The 17,459-nt window shown below is 53.7% G+C and carries 9 protein-coding genes; all 9 read left to right on the forward strand.

The genetic code is table 11. The features are described 5' to 3' along the window. Positions 1-81: 81 nt before the first annotated feature. On the forward strand, positions 82-2,877 hold the full coding sequence (locus ACOJUO_RS05045; RefSeq protein WP_422139128.1) for an ankyrin repeat domain-containing protein: 2,796 nt from the start codon (positions 82-84) through the stop codon (positions 2,875-2,877). A 151-nt stretch (positions 2,878-3,028) separates the two neighbouring features. Next, complete coding sequence (locus ACOJUO_RS05050) at positions 3,029-4,396, forward strand: ankyrin repeat domain-containing protein (RefSeq protein WP_422135643.1); 1,368 nt, start codon at positions 3,029-3,031, stop codon at positions 4,394-4,396. A 193-nt stretch (positions 4,397-4,589) separates the two neighbouring features. Next, positions 4,590-6,398 carry an ankyrin repeat domain-containing protein gene (locus tag ACOJUO_RS05055; protein WP_422139129.1) on the forward strand — a complete coding sequence of 603 codons (1,809 nt, stop codon included), beginning with the start codon at positions 4,590-4,592 and terminating at the stop codon, positions 6,396-6,398. A gap of 149 nt (positions 6,399-6,547) precedes the next feature. Next, entirely contained in the window at positions 6,548-8,431 is a 1,884-nt protein-coding gene (locus ACOJUO_RS05060) for an ankyrin repeat domain-containing protein (RefSeq protein WP_422139130.1), read from the forward strand. Positions 8,432-8,612: 181 nt separating this feature from the next. Then, entirely contained in the window at positions 8,613-10,400 is a 1,788-nt protein-coding gene (locus ACOJUO_RS05065; RefSeq protein WP_422139131.1) for an ankyrin repeat domain-containing protein, read from the forward strand. A gap of 137 nt (positions 10,401-10,537) precedes the next feature. Continuing rightward, positions 10,538-11,587, forward strand: a complete 1,050-nt coding sequence (locus tag ACOJUO_RS05070) for an ankyrin repeat domain-containing protein (protein WP_422139132.1) — start codon at positions 10,538-10,540, stop codon at positions 11,585-11,587. A 199-nt stretch (positions 11,588-11,786) separates the two neighbouring features. Beyond that, positions 11,787-13,442, forward strand: a complete 1,656-nt coding sequence (locus tag ACOJUO_RS05075; protein ID WP_422139133.1) for an ankyrin repeat domain-containing protein — start codon at positions 11,787-11,789, stop codon at positions 13,440-13,442. Between the two features lie 179 nt (positions 13,443-13,621). Further along, the gene (locus tag ACOJUO_RS05080) at positions 13,622-15,700 is read left to right on the forward strand and encodes an ankyrin repeat domain-containing protein (RefSeq protein ID WP_422139134.1); all 2,079 of its coding nucleotides are present in this window, start codon (positions 13,622-13,624) and stop codon (positions 15,698-15,700) included. A gap of 137 nt (positions 15,701-15,837) precedes the next feature. Continuing rightward, the gene (locus tag ACOJUO_RS05085) at positions 15,838-17,388 is read left to right on the forward strand and encodes an ankyrin repeat domain-containing protein (protein WP_422139135.1); all 1,551 of its coding nucleotides are present in this window, start codon (positions 15,838-15,840) and stop codon (positions 17,386-17,388) included. Positions 17,389-17,459: the final 71 nt, after the last annotated feature.

A 17,459-nucleotide genomic window follows, 5' to 3' on the forward strand; every position in this document is an offset into this window, starting at 1 on the left:
TTTGTAGCCATAAAAATGAACTATCGTACTTTTTTTGTGTCTAACTTATATAACTTATTGAATAACATGGAGATTCTAGTTATGGACGCTATTAATCCCCACCGTCTTCCCTCGAGCAATGACGTAACGTCGAAGGCCGATATCTGTTTTGTCAGTCTCGTTAAGTTCCACGGCCGCGATGTGGCGGATGTGGACCTCAAACAGGAATGTCAAACCCGCTGTGGCCACCGCTTTCATCTGGCCTATCTTACATGGCTATTTCTTTATAAGCCCATAGGCTCACGCAGCTGCTTGCATTGCGGACAGAACCCGTTCCCTGTGTTGGATTTGAAAACCGGTGAATCTCACCCGGACAAGTTTTTCCCCGACCAGGTGTTTTCAGTTGCCTGCTTGAATGGAAATTTGGATCAGGTGAAAAAGTCACTTGCAGAAGGAGTCAATGTCAATGCCGCTATGAAGGATAATTGCACTGCCTTGATAACGGCATCCTTTAGGGGGTACACAGACATCGCCAAACACCTGATCAAACACGGGGCAGACGTTAACGCTGTCCAAGCCTCTAGTAGGTCCACTCCGCTGCACCTCGCTGCCCTAAAAAATAACACCGATATTGTTAAACTCCTGCTCAAGAAAGGGGCGGAGCTCGACGCCCGCAATGAGTGTGGCGACACACCGCTGCACTATGCAGCCCTGATGGGCAATATCGACTGCGTGAAACACCTGATCAAAGCCGGGGCGAATGTCAACATGCTCACTGTGTTTGGCGACACCCCGCTGCACTTCGCTGCCCGAAAAAATAACATCGATATTGTGAAACTCCTGCTCGAGGGAGGGGCGGAGCTCGACGCCCGGAATAAGATTGACCACACCCCGCTGCACTCCGCTGCCCATGAAAATAACACCGACATTGTGAAACTCCTGCTCGAAAACGAGGCGGATTTCAACGCCCGGAATAAGGATGGCGAGACCCCGCTGCACTTCGCTGCCCGAAAAAATAACACCGATATTGTGAAACTCCTGCTCGAGAAAGGGGTGGATATCGACGACCGGAATATGAAGGGCGCCACATCGCTGTTCTTAGCAGCCGAGATGGGCAATAGCGACTGCATGCAACTCCTGCTCGACAATGGGGCGGATATCAACGCTGCCCTGCCCGATGGTACCACCCCACTGGCCATCGCAGTCCAGGAAAATAATATCGACTGCGTGAAACACCTGCTCAATGCCGGGGCAAACGTCAATAAGCCCACTGCCTATGGCAGGAGCCTGCTGTTCTGCGCTGCCCAGGACAATAAAACCGACATTCTGGAACTCTTACTCAACAATGGGGCGGATCTCGACACTGACTTGCCCGATGGCAAAACCCCACTGGCCATCGCAGTCCTGAAAAATAATATCGACTGCGTGAAACGCCTGATCAAAGCCGGGGCTAATGTCCACACTCCCACTATGTTTGGCACCACACCGCTGCACTTGGCTGCCCAAAAAAATAACGCCGATATGGTTAAACTCCTGCTAGAGAATGGGGCGGATCTCAAGGTCCGGGATGAGGATGGCGGCACCCCGCTGTTCGAGGCAATCGATAAGGGCAATGCCGACTTCGTGCAATTCCTGCTCGACGAAGGGGCGGACCCCCGCGTCCGGAATAAATATGGCGCCACCCCGCTGCACTTTGCTGCCAGAAAAAATAACACCAATGTGGTGAAACGCCTGATCGACAGGGGCGCAGATCCCGACGCTACCTTGCCCAATGGTAACACCCCGCTGTCCATCGCAACCAAGCTGGGCAATATCGACTGCGTGAAACTACTGAGCAACGCCGTGGCGGAAAAAGAGGCGGCGAAGGCCGATGCCAGTCCTGTTTGTCCGGTTGATTTCCATGACCGCGATGTGGCGGCTCTGGCTGCCAGAACCCCATGTCGAACCCAATGTGGCCACGACTTCGATCGGGTCTGTATTTCCAAGCATGTGGTTAAACAGCCCATCGGCTCACGCCATTGCATGGTGTGCGAGCAAAACCCCATGCCTGTGGTGAATAAGAACACCGGCGAAACTTACCCGGATGAATCTTTCCCCGACGAGGTGTTTTTAAGTGCGTGCTATAAAGGGGACTTGGATCAGGTGAAGAAGTCATTGACAGAAGGAGTCAATGTTAATGCCGTTATGACTGATGATCTCACCGCCTTGATGATAGCATCCTCGACCGGGAGCGAGGAGGTCGTCGAACACCTGATCAGGTCTGGGGCGCAGGTCAACGCTGTCCGGACTGAGGATGGCGCCACACCACTGCTCTTGGCTGCCAGAAAAAATAACCCTGCCGTTGTGGAACTCCTGCTCAACGCCGGGGCGAAAGTCAATGCCGCCGATTCCCTGGGCGCCACACCACTGTCCCTGGCTGCCCAGAACAATCACGTCGACAACCTGGAACTCCTGATCAAAGCTGAGACGAATCTTAACGCCCGGAACAAGGACGGCTTTACCCCTTTGCTAACCTCTGTCAAGGAAAATAACACCTGCTGCACGGTAAAACTTATTGAAGCTGGAGCGGATGTCGACGCTGCCTTGCCGAATGGCTGCACCTCCTTGCTAATCGCGATCCTGCATAATAACAACAAAATCATGAGACTGCTGCTCAAAAACAGAGCGGACCCCAACGCCCGGACTACGGATGGCTCCACCCCGGTGTACCTCGCAGCTCAGGAGGGCAATATCTTTTGCCTGGGTTTCCTTGTCAAAGCCGGGGCGGATCCCAACGCCGCCTTATCGGATGGCACCACCCCACTGGCCATCGCAACCAGGATGGGCAATACCTCATGCGCGAATTTCCTGATCTATCACGGGGCAAGGCAGGAAACAGAGACAATGCAGGAAAATTAACATCCTTCCCGGTGAACAAGGCTCTCAGGTGTTCCCATCTTCTGAGATTTTGAAATAGGTGATTATTTAGCCGCAGGGAACTTAATAGCCACATAAATGAACTAACCTGCTGTTCTTATGACTAATCTGTACTATCTGGCAGGTTTCACAGATGTTCTACTTATGGATGGTATTGCTCGCCCTCCTCTCCATGGGAACTGACGTAAAGCCGGAGGTCAATGTCTGCCCAATTTGTTTGGCTGATTTTCATGGCCACGAAGTACCGCCAGTGGTCGTCAAAACCCAATGTGGCCACCACTTCCATCTGGACTGTATTTCAAGACAATTTGTTTCTCAGCCCGTTGGCTCAAGACAGTGTGCGATATGCCGGCAAGACCCGATGCCTGTAGTGAATCTGAGCACCGGTGAATCTCATCCGGATGCATTTTTCCCCAATGAGACGTTTTGTGATGCCTGTTATTACGGAGATTTGGATCAGGTGGAGAAGTCACTGGCAGAAGGCGTCAATGTCAATGCCTTTACGCATAATGATTTCACTGCCTTAATGATCGCATCTTACCGGGGGCACAAGGCTATCGTCGAATGCCTGATCAACGCCGGAGCGAATCTCAACGCCACCTCTGAGACTGGTACCACGGCACTGTTCCTCTCTGCCCAGGAAAATCACAGCGACTGCGTGAAACTTCTAATCAATGCCGGGGCGGATATCAACGCCCGGGCTAAGGATGGCGCCAGCCCACTGTTCATCGCTGCACAAGAAAATCACATTGACAGCGTGAAACTCCTGATCAACGCCGGGGCCAATCTCAACACCGTCTGGCTCGTGGATGGTGCCACCCCGTTGTTCATGGCTGCGCAAAAAAATAACATCGACTGTCTGAAACTCCTGATCAACGCCGGGGCGGATCTCAACATCCCCTGTGAGGATGGCACCACCCCGCTATTCATCGCAGCCCAGAGGGGCAATATCGACTGTCTGAAACTCCTGATCAACGCCGGGGCGGATATCAACGCCCGGGCTAAGGATGGCGCCAGCCCACTGTTCATCGCTGCACAAGAAAATCACATCGACTGCGTGAAACTCCTGATCAACGCCGGGGCCGACATCAACGCCGTCTGGATTGAGGAGGGTGTCACCCCGTTGTTCATGGCTGCACAAGAAAATCACACCGACTGCCTGAAACTCCTGATCAACGCCGGGGCTGACCTCAACGCCCGAAGGACTGAGGATGGCGCGACCCCGCTGTTCATCGCAGCCAGGGAGGACAATACCGACTGCGTAGAACTCCTGATCAACGCCGGGGCCGACCTCAACGCCCGAAGAACTAAGGATGGCGCGACCCCGCTGTTCATCGCAGCCAGGGAAGGCAATATCGAGTGTTTGAAACGCCTGATCGGGGCCGAGGCAGATATCAACGCCGTCTTGTCGGATGGCACCACACTTCTCTCCATCGCAACCGGGATGGGCAATGCCGACTGCGCGAGACTCCTGATGAACGCCGGGGCTGAGAGGGAGTAGAGGCGGTGAAAGGAACAAAAGAAAGGCGTTAGGTTGTCCGGAGGACACGGCATTCAGGTGTTTCCATCTTCTGAGTTTTCGCAATAGGTGATTATTTAGCCGCAGCAAACTTTATAGCCAAATAAATGAACTATCGTACTTTTTTTATGTCTAATTCGTACTATTTATTGGTTATCAAGGATGTTCAACCCTTATGGATAGCATTGCTCACCCCCCTCTCTCCGTTGCCGCTGCCGTAAAGTCGGAGGCCGATGTCTGCCCTATTTGTTTGGCTGAATTCCATGGCCACGATGTGGCGCCAGTGGACGTCAGAACCCAATGTCGAACCCACTGTGGCCACCGCTTCCATCTGGATTGTATTTCAGAACAATTTGTTTTTCAGCCCGTCGGCTCACGACACTGCGCGATGTGCCGGCAAGACCCGATGCCTGTAGTGAATCTGGACACCGGTGAATCTTACCCGGATACATCTTTCCCCAATCAGGCATTTTGTGATGCCTGTGATTACGGGGATTTGGATCAGGTGGAGAGGTCGCTGGCAGAAGGCGTCAATGTCAATGCCGTTATGACGGATGGTTTGACCGCCTTGATGTTGGCATCCATCAATGGGCACACAGATATCGTCGAACGTCTGATCAACGCCGGAGCGGAGGTCAACACCGCTCGGAATGAGGATGGCGGCACCCCACTGCTCTTCGCTGCCCAGGAAAATAACAGCGACTGCGTGAAGCTCCTGATCAATAAAGGGGCAGACCTCAATGCTGAGGCCAAGAATGGTGCCACCCCTGTGTCCATCGCTGCCGCGATGGGCAATACCGACTGCCTGAAAGCCCTTATCGAAGCCAAGGCGAACCTCAACACCAGGGATGAGGATGGCGTCACCGCGCTTTTCATTCCGGTACAAAATAATTACATCGAATGCGTGAAACTCCTGCTCAACGCCGGGGCGGATCCTAACGTCCGGACCGAGGCTGGCAGCAGCCTGCTGTTCATCGCTGCTGCGAATGGCCATACCGCTTGCGTAAAAGCCCTGCTCAAAGCCAAGGCAGACCCCGACGCCCGGAATAAGGATGACAGCACCTCGCTGATGATCGCTGCTGCGATGGGTCATAGCGACTGTATGGAAGCCCTGATCAAGACCGGGGCGGATCTTAATGCCCGAACTGAAGATGGCATGACCCCGCTATTCATCGCCGTGATGCGTAATAGCATCGACTGCATGAAACGCCTGATCAAAGAGGGGGCGAATATCAATGCCCCGAATAACGATGGTGTCACCCCTGTGTACATCGCTGCGCAAGAAAATCATATCGACTGCCTGAAATTCCTGATCAAAAAGGGGGCGAATATCAACGCCCGGGCTAAAGATGGCGTCAGTCCACTGTTCATCGCTGCACAAAAAAATCACATCGAATGTGTGAAACTCCTGATCAACAAGGGGGCAGATCTCAATGCCGTCTGGATCAGGGAGGGTGCCACCCCATTGTTCATTGCTGTACAAGAAAATAACACCGATATTGTAAAACTCTTGATCGAAGCAGAAGCGGACCTTAACAAGCAGAATAATGATGGCGGCACCCCGCTGCACATCGCTGCGCAAAAAAATAACACGGACTGCCTGAAACTCCTGCTCAACGCCGGGGCAGATCTCAACGCCCGGACTAAATACGGCAGCACTGCACTGCACATAGCAGCCCAGAAGGGCCATACCGATTGCGTGGAACTCCTGCTCAACACCGAGACCGATCTCAACGCCCGCAGGACTGAGGATGGCGCGACCCCGCTGTTCATCGCAGCCCGGGAGGGCAATATCGAGTGTCTGAAACGCCTGATCAGAGCCGAGGCAGACATCAACGCCGCCTTGTCGGACGGCACCACTCCTCTCGCCATCGCAATCGGGATGGGCAATGCCGACTGCGCAAGACTCCTGATAAACGCCGGGGCAAAGAGGGGGACAGAGGCGGTGAAAAAAACAAAAGAAAGACATTATGTTGTCCAGTGAACAAGGCTTTCAGGTGTTCCCATCTTCTGAGTTTTTGTAATTGGTGATTATTTAGCCGCAGCAAACTTAATAGCCAAACAAATGAACTATCGTAATTTTCTTATGTCTGATCAGTACTATTTATTGGATATCAAGAATGTTCAACTCTTATGGATAGCCTTGCTCACCCCCCTCTCCCCATTGGCGCTGACGTAAAGTCGGAGGCCGATGTCTGCCCTATTTGTTTGACTGAATTTCATGGCCACGATGTGGCGCCAGTGGACGTCAGAACCCAATGTCGAACCCACTGCGGCCACCACTTCCATCTGGACTGTATTTCAGAACAATTTGTTTATCAGCCCATCGGCTCACGACACTGCGCGGTGTGCCGGCAAGACCCGATGCCTGTAGTGAATCTGGACACCAGTCAATCTTACCCGGATACATCTTTCCCCAATCAAGCATTTTATGATGCCTGTTATTACGGGGGTTTGGATCAGGTGGAGAGGTCGCTGGCAGAAGGCGTCAATGTCAATGCCGTTATGACGTATGGTTTGACTGCCTTGATGGTGGCATCCATCAGGGGGCACACGGATGTCGTCGAACGTCTGATCAACGCCGGAGCGGACGTCAATACCGCTCGGAATGAGGATGGCGACACCCCTCTAATCATGGCTGCTGTGAATGGCAATACCGAATGCGTGGAACTCCTGATCAACGCCGAGGCGGATCTCAACGCCCGGAATGAGCTTGGTGCCACTCCGCTGCTCTTCGCTGCCCAGGAAAATAAAAGCGACTGCGTGAAGCTCCTGATCAATAAAGGGGCAGATCTCAATGCCAGGGCCAAGAATGGTGCCACCCCTCTGTCCATCGCTGCCGAGATGGGCAATACCGACTGCCTGAAAGCCCTTATCGAAGCCAAGGCGAACCTCAACACCAAGGATGAGGATGGCAACACCCCGCTAATCATGGCTGCTGCGGAAGACAACACCGACTGCGTGAAACTCCTGATCGAAGCCAAGGCAGATCCCAACGCCAAGCCTGAGAATGGCACCACTCCGCTGCTCTTGGCTGCCCAGGCAAATAACACCGAATGCATGAAACTCCTGATCAAGGCCGAGGCGGACCTTAATGCCCGATCTGAAGATGGCATGAGCCCGCTGTTTGTCGCCGTCCTGCGTAATAGCATCGACTGCGTGAAACTCCTAATCAAAGAGGGGGCGGATATCAACACCCCGAATAACAATGGTGCCACCCCTGTGTACATCGCTGCACAAGAAAATCATATCGAATGCATGAAACTCCTGATCAAAGAGGGGGCGGATATCAAAGCCCGGACTGAGAGTGGCGCCAGCCCACTGTTCATGGCTGCACAAGAAAATAACACCGACTGCGTGAAACTCCTGATCAAAGAGGGGGCGGATCTCAACGCCGTCTGGATCGAGCATGGTGCCTCCCCATTGCACATTGCTGCACTTGAAAATAACACCGATATTGTGAGACTCCTGATCGAAGCAGAGGCGGACCTTAACAAGCAGAATAATGATGGCGGCACCCCGCTGCACATCGCTGCGCAAAAAAATAACACGGACTGCCTGAAACTCCTGCTCAACGCCGGGGCAGATCTCAACGCCCGGACTAAATACGGCAGCACTGCACTGCACATCGCATCCGAGATGGGCAGTACCGAGTGTGTGAAACGCCTGATCAGTGCCGGGGCAGACATCAACATCCCGAGTGAGGATGGCACCACCCCGCTATTCATCGCAGCCCGGAAGGGCCATACCGACTGCGTGGAACTCCTGCTCAACACCGAGGCCGATCTCAACGCCCGCAGGACTCAGGATGGCGCGACCCCGCTGTTCATCGCAGCCCGGGAAGGCAATATCGAATGTCTGAAACGCCTGATCAGAGCCGAGGCAGACATCAACGCCGCCTTGTCGGACGGCACCACTCCTCTCGCCATCGCAACAGAGATGGGCAATGCCGACTGCGCGAGACTCCTGACCAACGCCGGGACCAGGCAGGCAACAGAGGCAATGCAGGGAAGGTGAATGAGGCCGGTGTGCGACAGGTCGGCATGACCCGGTGCCGGTATTGCGGCAGATATGCATCAGATATTTTGAAATAGGTGATTATTTAGCCACAGTGGACTTTACAGCCACATAAATGAACTATCCTACCGCTCTCATGTCATATCTATATTATTTTGCTGCTTTCACAGTTGTTTTACTTATGGATGGTATTGCTCGCCCCCCTCTCACCATTGGAGCTGACGTAAAGTCGGAGGCCGATGTCTGCCCTATTTGTCACGATGAATTCCATGGCCGCGATGTGGCGCCAATGGACGTCAAAACCCAATGTCGAACCCAATGTGGCCACCGCTTCCATCTGGACTGCATTACAAGACACTTTGTTCATCAGCCCGTTGGCTCACGACACTGCGCGATGTGTCGGCAAGACCCCATGCCTGTTGTGAATCTGAAGACCGGTGAATCTCACCAGGATACATTTTTCCCCAATCAGACGTTTTATACTGCCTGTTATGACGGGGATTTCGATCAGGTGGAGAAGTCACTGGCAGAAGGAGTCAATATTAATGCCGTTAGGTATGATGATGTCACTGCCTTGATAATCGCATCTTACCGGGGGCACAAGGCTATCGTCGAACGCCTGATCAGCCACGGAGCGAATCTCAACACTGCCAGTGAGACTGGTGCCACGGCACTGTTCGCTGCTGCCCAGGAAAATAACACCGACTGCATGAAACTCCTGATCAAGGCCGGGGCAGATCTCAATGCTGGCACTGAGGATGGCTCCACCCCACTGTCCATGGCCGCCCAGTTGGGCAACGTCGACTGCGTGAAAGCCCTGATCGAAGCGAAGGCGAACCTCAACGTCAAGGATAAGGCTGGCCACACCCCGCTACTCATCGCTGCTGCGAAAGGCAAGACCGACTGCGTGGAAGCCCTGATCGAAGCCAAGGCAGATCCCAATGCCGGGCATAAGAGTGGCATCACCCCGGTGCTCTTGGCTGCCCAGGAAAATAACGCCGACTGCCTGAAACTCCTGATCAAGGCCGGGGCAGATCTTAATGCCCGATCTGAAGATGGCATGAGCCCGATTTTTGTCGCCGTCCTGCGTAATAGCATCGACTGCGTGAAACTCCTGATCAAAGAGGGGGCGAATATCAACGCCCGGACTGAGAGTGGCGCCAGCCCTGTGTACATCGCTGCACTAAGAAATCATATCGACTGCCTGAAACTCCTGATCAAAGAGGGGGCGGATATCAACGCCCGGACTGAGGATGGCGCCAGCCCACTGTTCATGGCTGCACAAGAAAATAACACCGACTGCGTGAAACTCCTGATCAAAGAGGGGGCGGATCTCAACGCCGTCTGGATCGAGGAGGGTGCTACCCCGTTGTTCATTGCTGCACAAGAAAATAACACCGATATTGTACAACTCCTGATCGAAGCAGAGGCGGACCTTAACAAGCAGAATAATGATGGCGGCACCCCGCTGCACGTCGCCGCACAAAAAAATAACACCGACTGCCTGAAACACCTGATTAACGCCGAGGCGGATCTCAACGCCCGGACCAAATACGGCACCACTGCCCTGCACATCGCAGCCGAGATGGGCAATACCGAGTGCGTAAAAATCCTGATCAGTGCCGGGGCGGATATCAACATCCCGGGTGAGGATGGCACCACCCCGCTATTCATCGCAGCCCAGAAGGGCCATACCGACTGCGTGGAACTCCTGCTCAACACCGAGGCCGATCTCAACGCCCGCAGGACTGAGGATGGCGCGACCCCGCTGTTCATCGCAGCCCGGGAGGGCAATATCGAGTGTCTGAAACGCCTGATCAGAGCCGAGGCAGACATCAACGCCGCCTTGTCGGATGGCACCACTCCTCTCGCCATCGCAACCGGGATGGGCCATACCGACTGCGTGGAACTCCTGATCAATGCCCGGGCAAGGCAGGGAACAACAGAAAGGCGTTGTATTATCCAGTGAACACGGCTTTCAGTTGTTGTCGGCTTCTGTATTTTAAAATGCGTGATTATTTAGCCACAGTAAACTTTGATAGGCCCATAAATAAACTACCATAATTTTTCTGTATCAAACCCTTCTCACTTGCCAGACCAATACAGATGTTCTTTTTACGGATCGCATTGCTCTCTGTACTCTCCCCATGGACACTGAAGGCCGATCACTGCCCTATTTGTCTGGCTTGCTTTCATGGCCGAAGTCTGCCCCCTGTAGTCGTCAAAACCCAATGTTGTGGTCACCGCTTCGATCTGGACTGTATTTCAAGGTGCTTTGTTGATCAGCCCATCGGCTCACGTCGGTGCGCTATGTGTCGACAAGACCCGACGCCTTTGGTGAATCTGAACACCGGTGAATCTCACCCTGATACATTTTTCCCCGATCAGGCATTTTATGATGCCTGTAATTACGGGGAGTTGGATCAGGTGGAGAGGTCGCTGGCAGAAGGCGTCAATGTCAATGCCGTTATGACGGATGGTTTGACTGCCTTGATGTTGGCATCCATCAGGGGGCACACGGATGTCGTCGAACGTCTGATCAACGCCGGAGCGGACGTCAACACCGCTCGGAATAGGGATGGCGCCACCCCACTGCTCTTCGCTGCCCAGGAAAATAACACCGACTGCTTGAAGCTCCTGATCAATAAAGGGGCAGATCTCAATGCTGGGGCCAACAGTGGTGCCACCCCTGTGTACATCGCTGCGCAAGAAAATCATATCGACTGCCTGAAACTCCTGATCAACGCCGGGGCGGATATCAACGCCCGGACTGAGGATGGCGCCAGCCCACTGTTCATGGCTGCGCAGGAAAATAACACCGACTGCGTGAAACTCCTGATTGAAGAGGGGGCGGATCTCAACGCAACTTTGTCGCATGGTGCCACCCCGCTGTTTATCGCTGCTGGGAAAGGCCATACTGGCTGCGTAAAACTCCTGATCAACGCCGGGGCAAACCTTGACGCTGCCCGTTCGGGTGGTGCCACCGCACTGTACATCGCTGCTGAGTTCGGTAATACCGACTGCGTGAAACTCCTGATCAACGCCGGGGCAGCTCTCAACGCCGCCTTGTCGGATGGCACTACCCCACTCGCCATCGCAACCGGGATGGGCAATGCTGACTGCGCGAGACTACTGATTAACGCCGGGGCAAGGTAGAAAAGATTGGCAAGGAAGGGAACAACAGAAAGGCCTTGTATTATCCAGTGAACACGGCTTTCAGTGGTTGTCGGCTTCTGTATTTTAAAATGCGTGATTATTTAGCCACAGCAAACTTTGATAGGCCTATAAATAAACTACCATAATTTTTCGGCATCAAACCCTAGTAGCCTCCTAGCCACTTGCTTGACCAATACAGATGTTCTTCTTACGGATCGCATTGCTCTCTATCCTCTCCCCATGGACACTGAAGGCCGATCAATGTCCTATTTGTTTGGCTTACTTTCATGGCAGAACTGAAGCCCCTGTGATCGTCAAAACCCAATGTTGTGGTCACCGCTTCGATCTGGACTGTATTTCAAGGTGCTTTGTTGATCAGCCCATCGGCTCACGTCGGTGCGCTATGTGTCGACAAGACCCGATGCCTTTGGTGAATCTGAACACCGGTGAATCTCACCCTGATACATTTTTTCCCGATCAGGCGTTTTATGATGCCTGTGTTGACGGGGAGTTGAATCTGGTGGAGAGGTCAGCGGCAGAAGGCGTTAATGTAAATGCCATTACGCATGGTGATTTCACTGCCTTGATGATCGCATCTTACCGGGGGCACAAGGCTATCGTCGAATGCCTGATCAGTGCCGGAGCGAATCTCAACGCCGCCTGTGAGACTGGTGCCACTGCGCTATTCTTCGCTGCCCAGGAAAATCACACAGACTGCGTGGAACTCCTGATCAACGCCGGGGCAGATCCCAAGACGCGAACCAGGAGACGCGCTACCCCGCTGTTTATTGCTGCTGAGAAAGGCCACACCGACTGCGTAAAACTCCTGATCAACGCCGGGGCGGATCTCAACGCTACTTTGTCGGATGGTGCCACCCCGCTGTGTATTGCTGCTGAGAAAGGCCAGACCGACTGCGTAAAACTCCTGGTCAACGCTGGGGCGGATCTCAACGCTACATTGTCAGATGGTGCCACCCCGCTGTTTATCGCTGCTGAGAAAGGCCATACTGGCTGCGTAAAACTCCTGATCAACGCCGGGGCCGATCCCAGGACGCGAACCAGGAGAGGCGCTACCCCTCTGTTCATCGCTGCTGCGAAAGGCAATATCGACTGCGTGAAACTCCTGATCAACGCCAGGGCGGATCTCAACGCTACTGCGTCGGATGGTACCACCCCGCTGTTTACTGCTGCTGAGAAAGGCCAGACCGACTGCGTAAAACTCCTGATCATCGCCGGGGCGAATCTCAACGCCGCCTGTGAGGTTGGTGCCACTGCGCTGTTCATAGCTACCCAGAATGGCAATACTGACTGCGTGGAACTCCTGATCAACGCCGGGGCAGATCCCAAGACGCGAACCAGGAGAGGCGCTACCCCACTGTTCATCGCTGCTGCGAAAGGCAATATCGACTGCGTGAAACTCCTGATCAACACCAGGGCGGATCTCAATGCTACTGCGTCGGATGGTGCCACCCCGCTGTTTATCGCAGCCCAGAAGGGCAATACCGACTGCCTGAAGCTCCTGATCAGTGCCGGGGCGGATATCAACGCCCAGCCTGAAGATGGCGCCACCCCACTGTTCATTGCTACACAAGAAAATCACATTGACTGCGTGAAACTCCTGAACAACGCCGGGGCGGATCTCAACACCGCCAGGATTAAGGATGGTGCCACCCCGGTGTTCGCCGCTGCTGTGAAAGGCAATACCGAATGCGTGGAACTCCTGATCAACGCCGGGGCTAATCTCAACATCCGCCGGACTTCGGATGGCGCCACTCCAATGTTCGCCGCTGCTGCGAAAGGCAATTCCGACTGCGTAAAACTCCTGGTCAACGCCGGGGCCAGACAGGAAAGATAGGCAAGGAAGGGAACAACAGAAAGGCCTTGTATTATCCAGTGAACACGGCTTTCAGTGGTTGTCGGCTTCTGTATTTTAAAATGCGTGATTATTTAGCCACAGCAAACTTTGATAGGCCTATAAATAAACTACCATAATTTTTCTGCATCAAACCCTGGCCACTTGCCTGACCAACACAGATGTTCTTCTTACGGATCGCATTGCTCTCTATCCTCTCACCGTGGACACTGAAGGCCGATCACTGTCCTATTTGTTTGGCTTACTTTCATGGCAGAACTGAAGCCCCTGTGATCGTCAAAACCCAATGTTGTGGTCACCGCTTCGATCTGGACTGTATTTCAAGGTGTTTTGTTGATCAGCCCATCGGCTCACGCCAGTGCGCTATGTGTCGGCAAGACCCGATGCCTGTAGTGAATCTGAACACTGGTGCATCTCATCCGGATACATTTTTTCCCGATGAGACGTTTTTTAATGCCTGTTTAAACGGGGATTTGGATCAGGTGGAGAGGTCACTGGCAGAAGGCGTCAATGTCAATGCCATTACGCATGATGATTTCACTGCCTTGATGATCGCATCTTACCGGGGGCACAAGGCTATCGTCGAGTGCCTGATCAACGCCGGAGCGAATCTCAACGCCACCAGTGAGGCTCGTGCCACGGCACTGTTCCTCGCTGCCCAGGAAAATAACACCGACTGCGTGAATCTCCTGATCAAGGCAGGGGCGGATATCAACACCAGAATTGAAGATGACATCACTCCGCTGTACATCGCTGTCCTGAGAAATAGCATCGACTGTGTGAAACTCTTGATCAACGCCGGGGCGAATCCCAACGCCGCCGATGGGGATGGTGGCACGGTACTGTTCCTCGCTGCCCAGAATAATAACACCGACTGCGTGAATCTCCTGATCAAGGCCGGTGCAGATCTCAATGCGGTGGCTGAGGATGGCTCCACCCCACTGTTCATGGCCGCCCAGTTGGGCAATACCGACTGCGTGAAAGCCCTGATCGAAGCAAAGGCGAACCTCAACATCAAAACTGAGGATGGCAACACCCCGCTGCTCATCGCTGCTGCGAAAGGCAATACCGACTGCGTGAAAGCCCTGATCGAAGCCAAGGCAGATCTCAATGCCGGGCCTAGGTATGGCGTCACCCCGCTGCTCTTGGCTGCCCAGGAAAATAACGCCGACTGCATGAAAGCCCTGATCAAGGCCGGGGTTGATATCAACACCCGAACTGAAGACGGCATCAGCCCGCTGTTCATGGCAGTCCTGCGTAATAACACCGACTGCGTGAAACTCCTGATCAGCGCCGGGGCGGATCTCAACCCCAGGAATAAGAGTGGCTCCACCCCATTGCTTATCGCTGCACGAAAAAATCACACCGCCTGCCTGAAACTCCTGATCAACGCCGGGACGGATCTCAACCCCCGGAATGAGAGAGGCGTCACCCCAATGTTTATCGCTGCAAAAGAAAATAACACCGACTGTTTGAAACTCTTGATTAAAGCCGGGGCTGATCTCAACGCCCAGAATAATGATGGCGCCAGCCCGCTTTTCATGGCTGCACAAGAAAATAGCACCGACTGCCTGAAACTCCTGATCAACGCCGGGGCAGATCTCAACGCCGCCCTGATCCAGGATGGTGCCACCCCGCTGCTCATCGCTGCGCAAGAAAATAACACCGACTGCCTGAAACTCCTGATCAACGCCGGGGCAGATATCAACGCCCGGACTAAGGATGGCGTCAGCCCACTGTTAATAGCTGCACAAGAAAATCACATCGACTGCGTTAAACTTCTGATCAAAGAGGGGGCGGATCTCAACGCCATCTGGACCAAGCTTGGTGCCACACCGTTGTTCGTTGCTGCCTATAGAAATAACACCGACTGCTTGAAACTCCTGATCAACGCCGGGGCAGATATCAACATCCCGGGTAAGGATGGCACCACCCCGCTATTCATTGCAGCCCGGAAGGGCAATACCGAATGCATGGAACTTCTGATCAACGCCGGGGCTGACCTCAACGCCCGAAGGACTGAGGATGGCGCGACCACGCTGTTCATCGCAGCCCGGGATGGCAATATAGAGTGTCTGAAACGCCTGATCAGGGCCGAGGCAGATATCAACGCCGCCTTGTCGGATGGCACTACTCCTCTCGCCATCGCGACCGAGATGGGCAATGCTGGCTGCGCGAGACTCCTGATCAATGCCGGAGCAAGGGAGGGAACAACAGAAAGTCGTTGTATTATCCAGTGAACACGGCTTTCAGTTGTTGTCGGCTTCTGTATTTTAAAATGCGTGATTATTTAGCCACAGCAAACTTTGATAGGCCCATAAATAAACTACCATAATTTTTCTGCATCAAACCCTGGCCACTTGCTTGACCAACACAGATGTTCTTTTTACGGATCGCATTGCTCTCTGTACTCTCCCCATTGACACTTAAGGCCGATCACTGTCCTGTTTGTTTGGCTTACTTTCATGGCCGAAGTCCAGCCCCTGTGGTCGTCAAAACCCAATGTTGTGGTCACCGCTTCGATCTGGACTGTATTTCAAGATGTTTTGTTGATCAGCCCATCGGCTCACGTCGGTGCGCTATTTGTCGGCAGGACCCGATGCCTGTGGTGAATCTGAACACCGGTGAATCTCACCCGGATACATTTTTCCCCGATCAGACGTTTTATAGTGCCTGTCTGAACGGAGATTTGGATCAGTTGAATAGGTCACTGGCAGAAGGCGTCAATGTCAATGCCGTTATGACGAATGGCTTGACTGCCTTGCTGATCGCATCCTACCGGGGACACAAGGCTATCGTGGAACGCCTTATCAACGCCGCAGCGAATCTCAACGCTGTCGATGAGGCTGGTGCCACGGCACTGTTCATCGCTGCCCAGGAAAATAACACCGACTGCGTGAAACTCCTGATCAATGCCGAGGCGGATATCAACGCCCGGGCTGAGGATGGCGCCAGCCCACTGTTCATCGCTACACAAGAAAATCACATCGACTGCCTGAAACTCCTGATCAACGCCGGGGCCGATCTCAATGCCGTCTGGATCGAGGATGGTGCCACCCCGCTATTCATCGCAGCCCAGAAGGGCAATACCGACTGCGTGGAACTCCTTATCAACGCCGGGGCGGATATCAACGCCCGGGCTGAGGATGGCGCCAGCCCACTGTTCATCGCTACACAAGAAAATCACATCGACTGCGTCAAACTCCTGATCAACGCCGGGGCCGATCTCAATGCCGTCTGGATCAAGGATGGTACCACCCCGTTGTTCATAGCTGCACAAGAAAATCACATCGACTGCCTGAAACTCCTGATCAACGCCGGGGCGGATATCAACATCCCGAGTGAGAATGGCATCACCCCACTATTCATCACAGCCCAGGAGGGCAATACCGACTGCGTGGAACTCCTCATCAACGCCGGGGCCGATCTCAACCTCCGGAATAAGAGTGGCTCCACCCCATTGCTTATCGCTGCACAAAAAAATCACACCGACTGCCTGAAACTCCTGATCAATGCCGGGGCGGATATCAACGCCCGGACTGAGGATGGCACCACCCCGCTACTCATAGCAGCCGAGAAGGGCAATACCGACTGCGTGCAACTCCTGATCAACGCCGGGGCGAATATCAACGCCCGGGCTGAGGATGGCGCCAGCCCACTGTTCATCGCTACACAAGAAAATCACATCGACTGTGTGAAACTCCTGATCAACGCCGGGGCCGATCCCAATGCCGTCTGGATCGAGGATGGTGCCACCCCGTTGCTCATGGCTGTACAAGAAGATAACACCGACTGCGTGGAACTCCTTATCAACGCCGGGGCTGACCTCAACGCCGTCTTGTCGGATGGCACCACTCTTCTTGCCATCGCAACCGGGATGGGCAATGCTGACTGCGAGAGACTCCTGATCAACGCCGGGGCAAGGTAGGAAAAAAGGCATCATCCCATTCAGCAAACAGCGTGAAGTACCTCCGGATGCCGTTGCCCGAAAGGGCGACA

The organism is Endozoicomonas sp. ALC020 (assembly GCF_049275935.1).
Lineage (GTDB): Bacteria > Pseudomonadota > Gammaproteobacteria > Pseudomonadales > Endozoicomonadaceae > Endozoicomonas_A.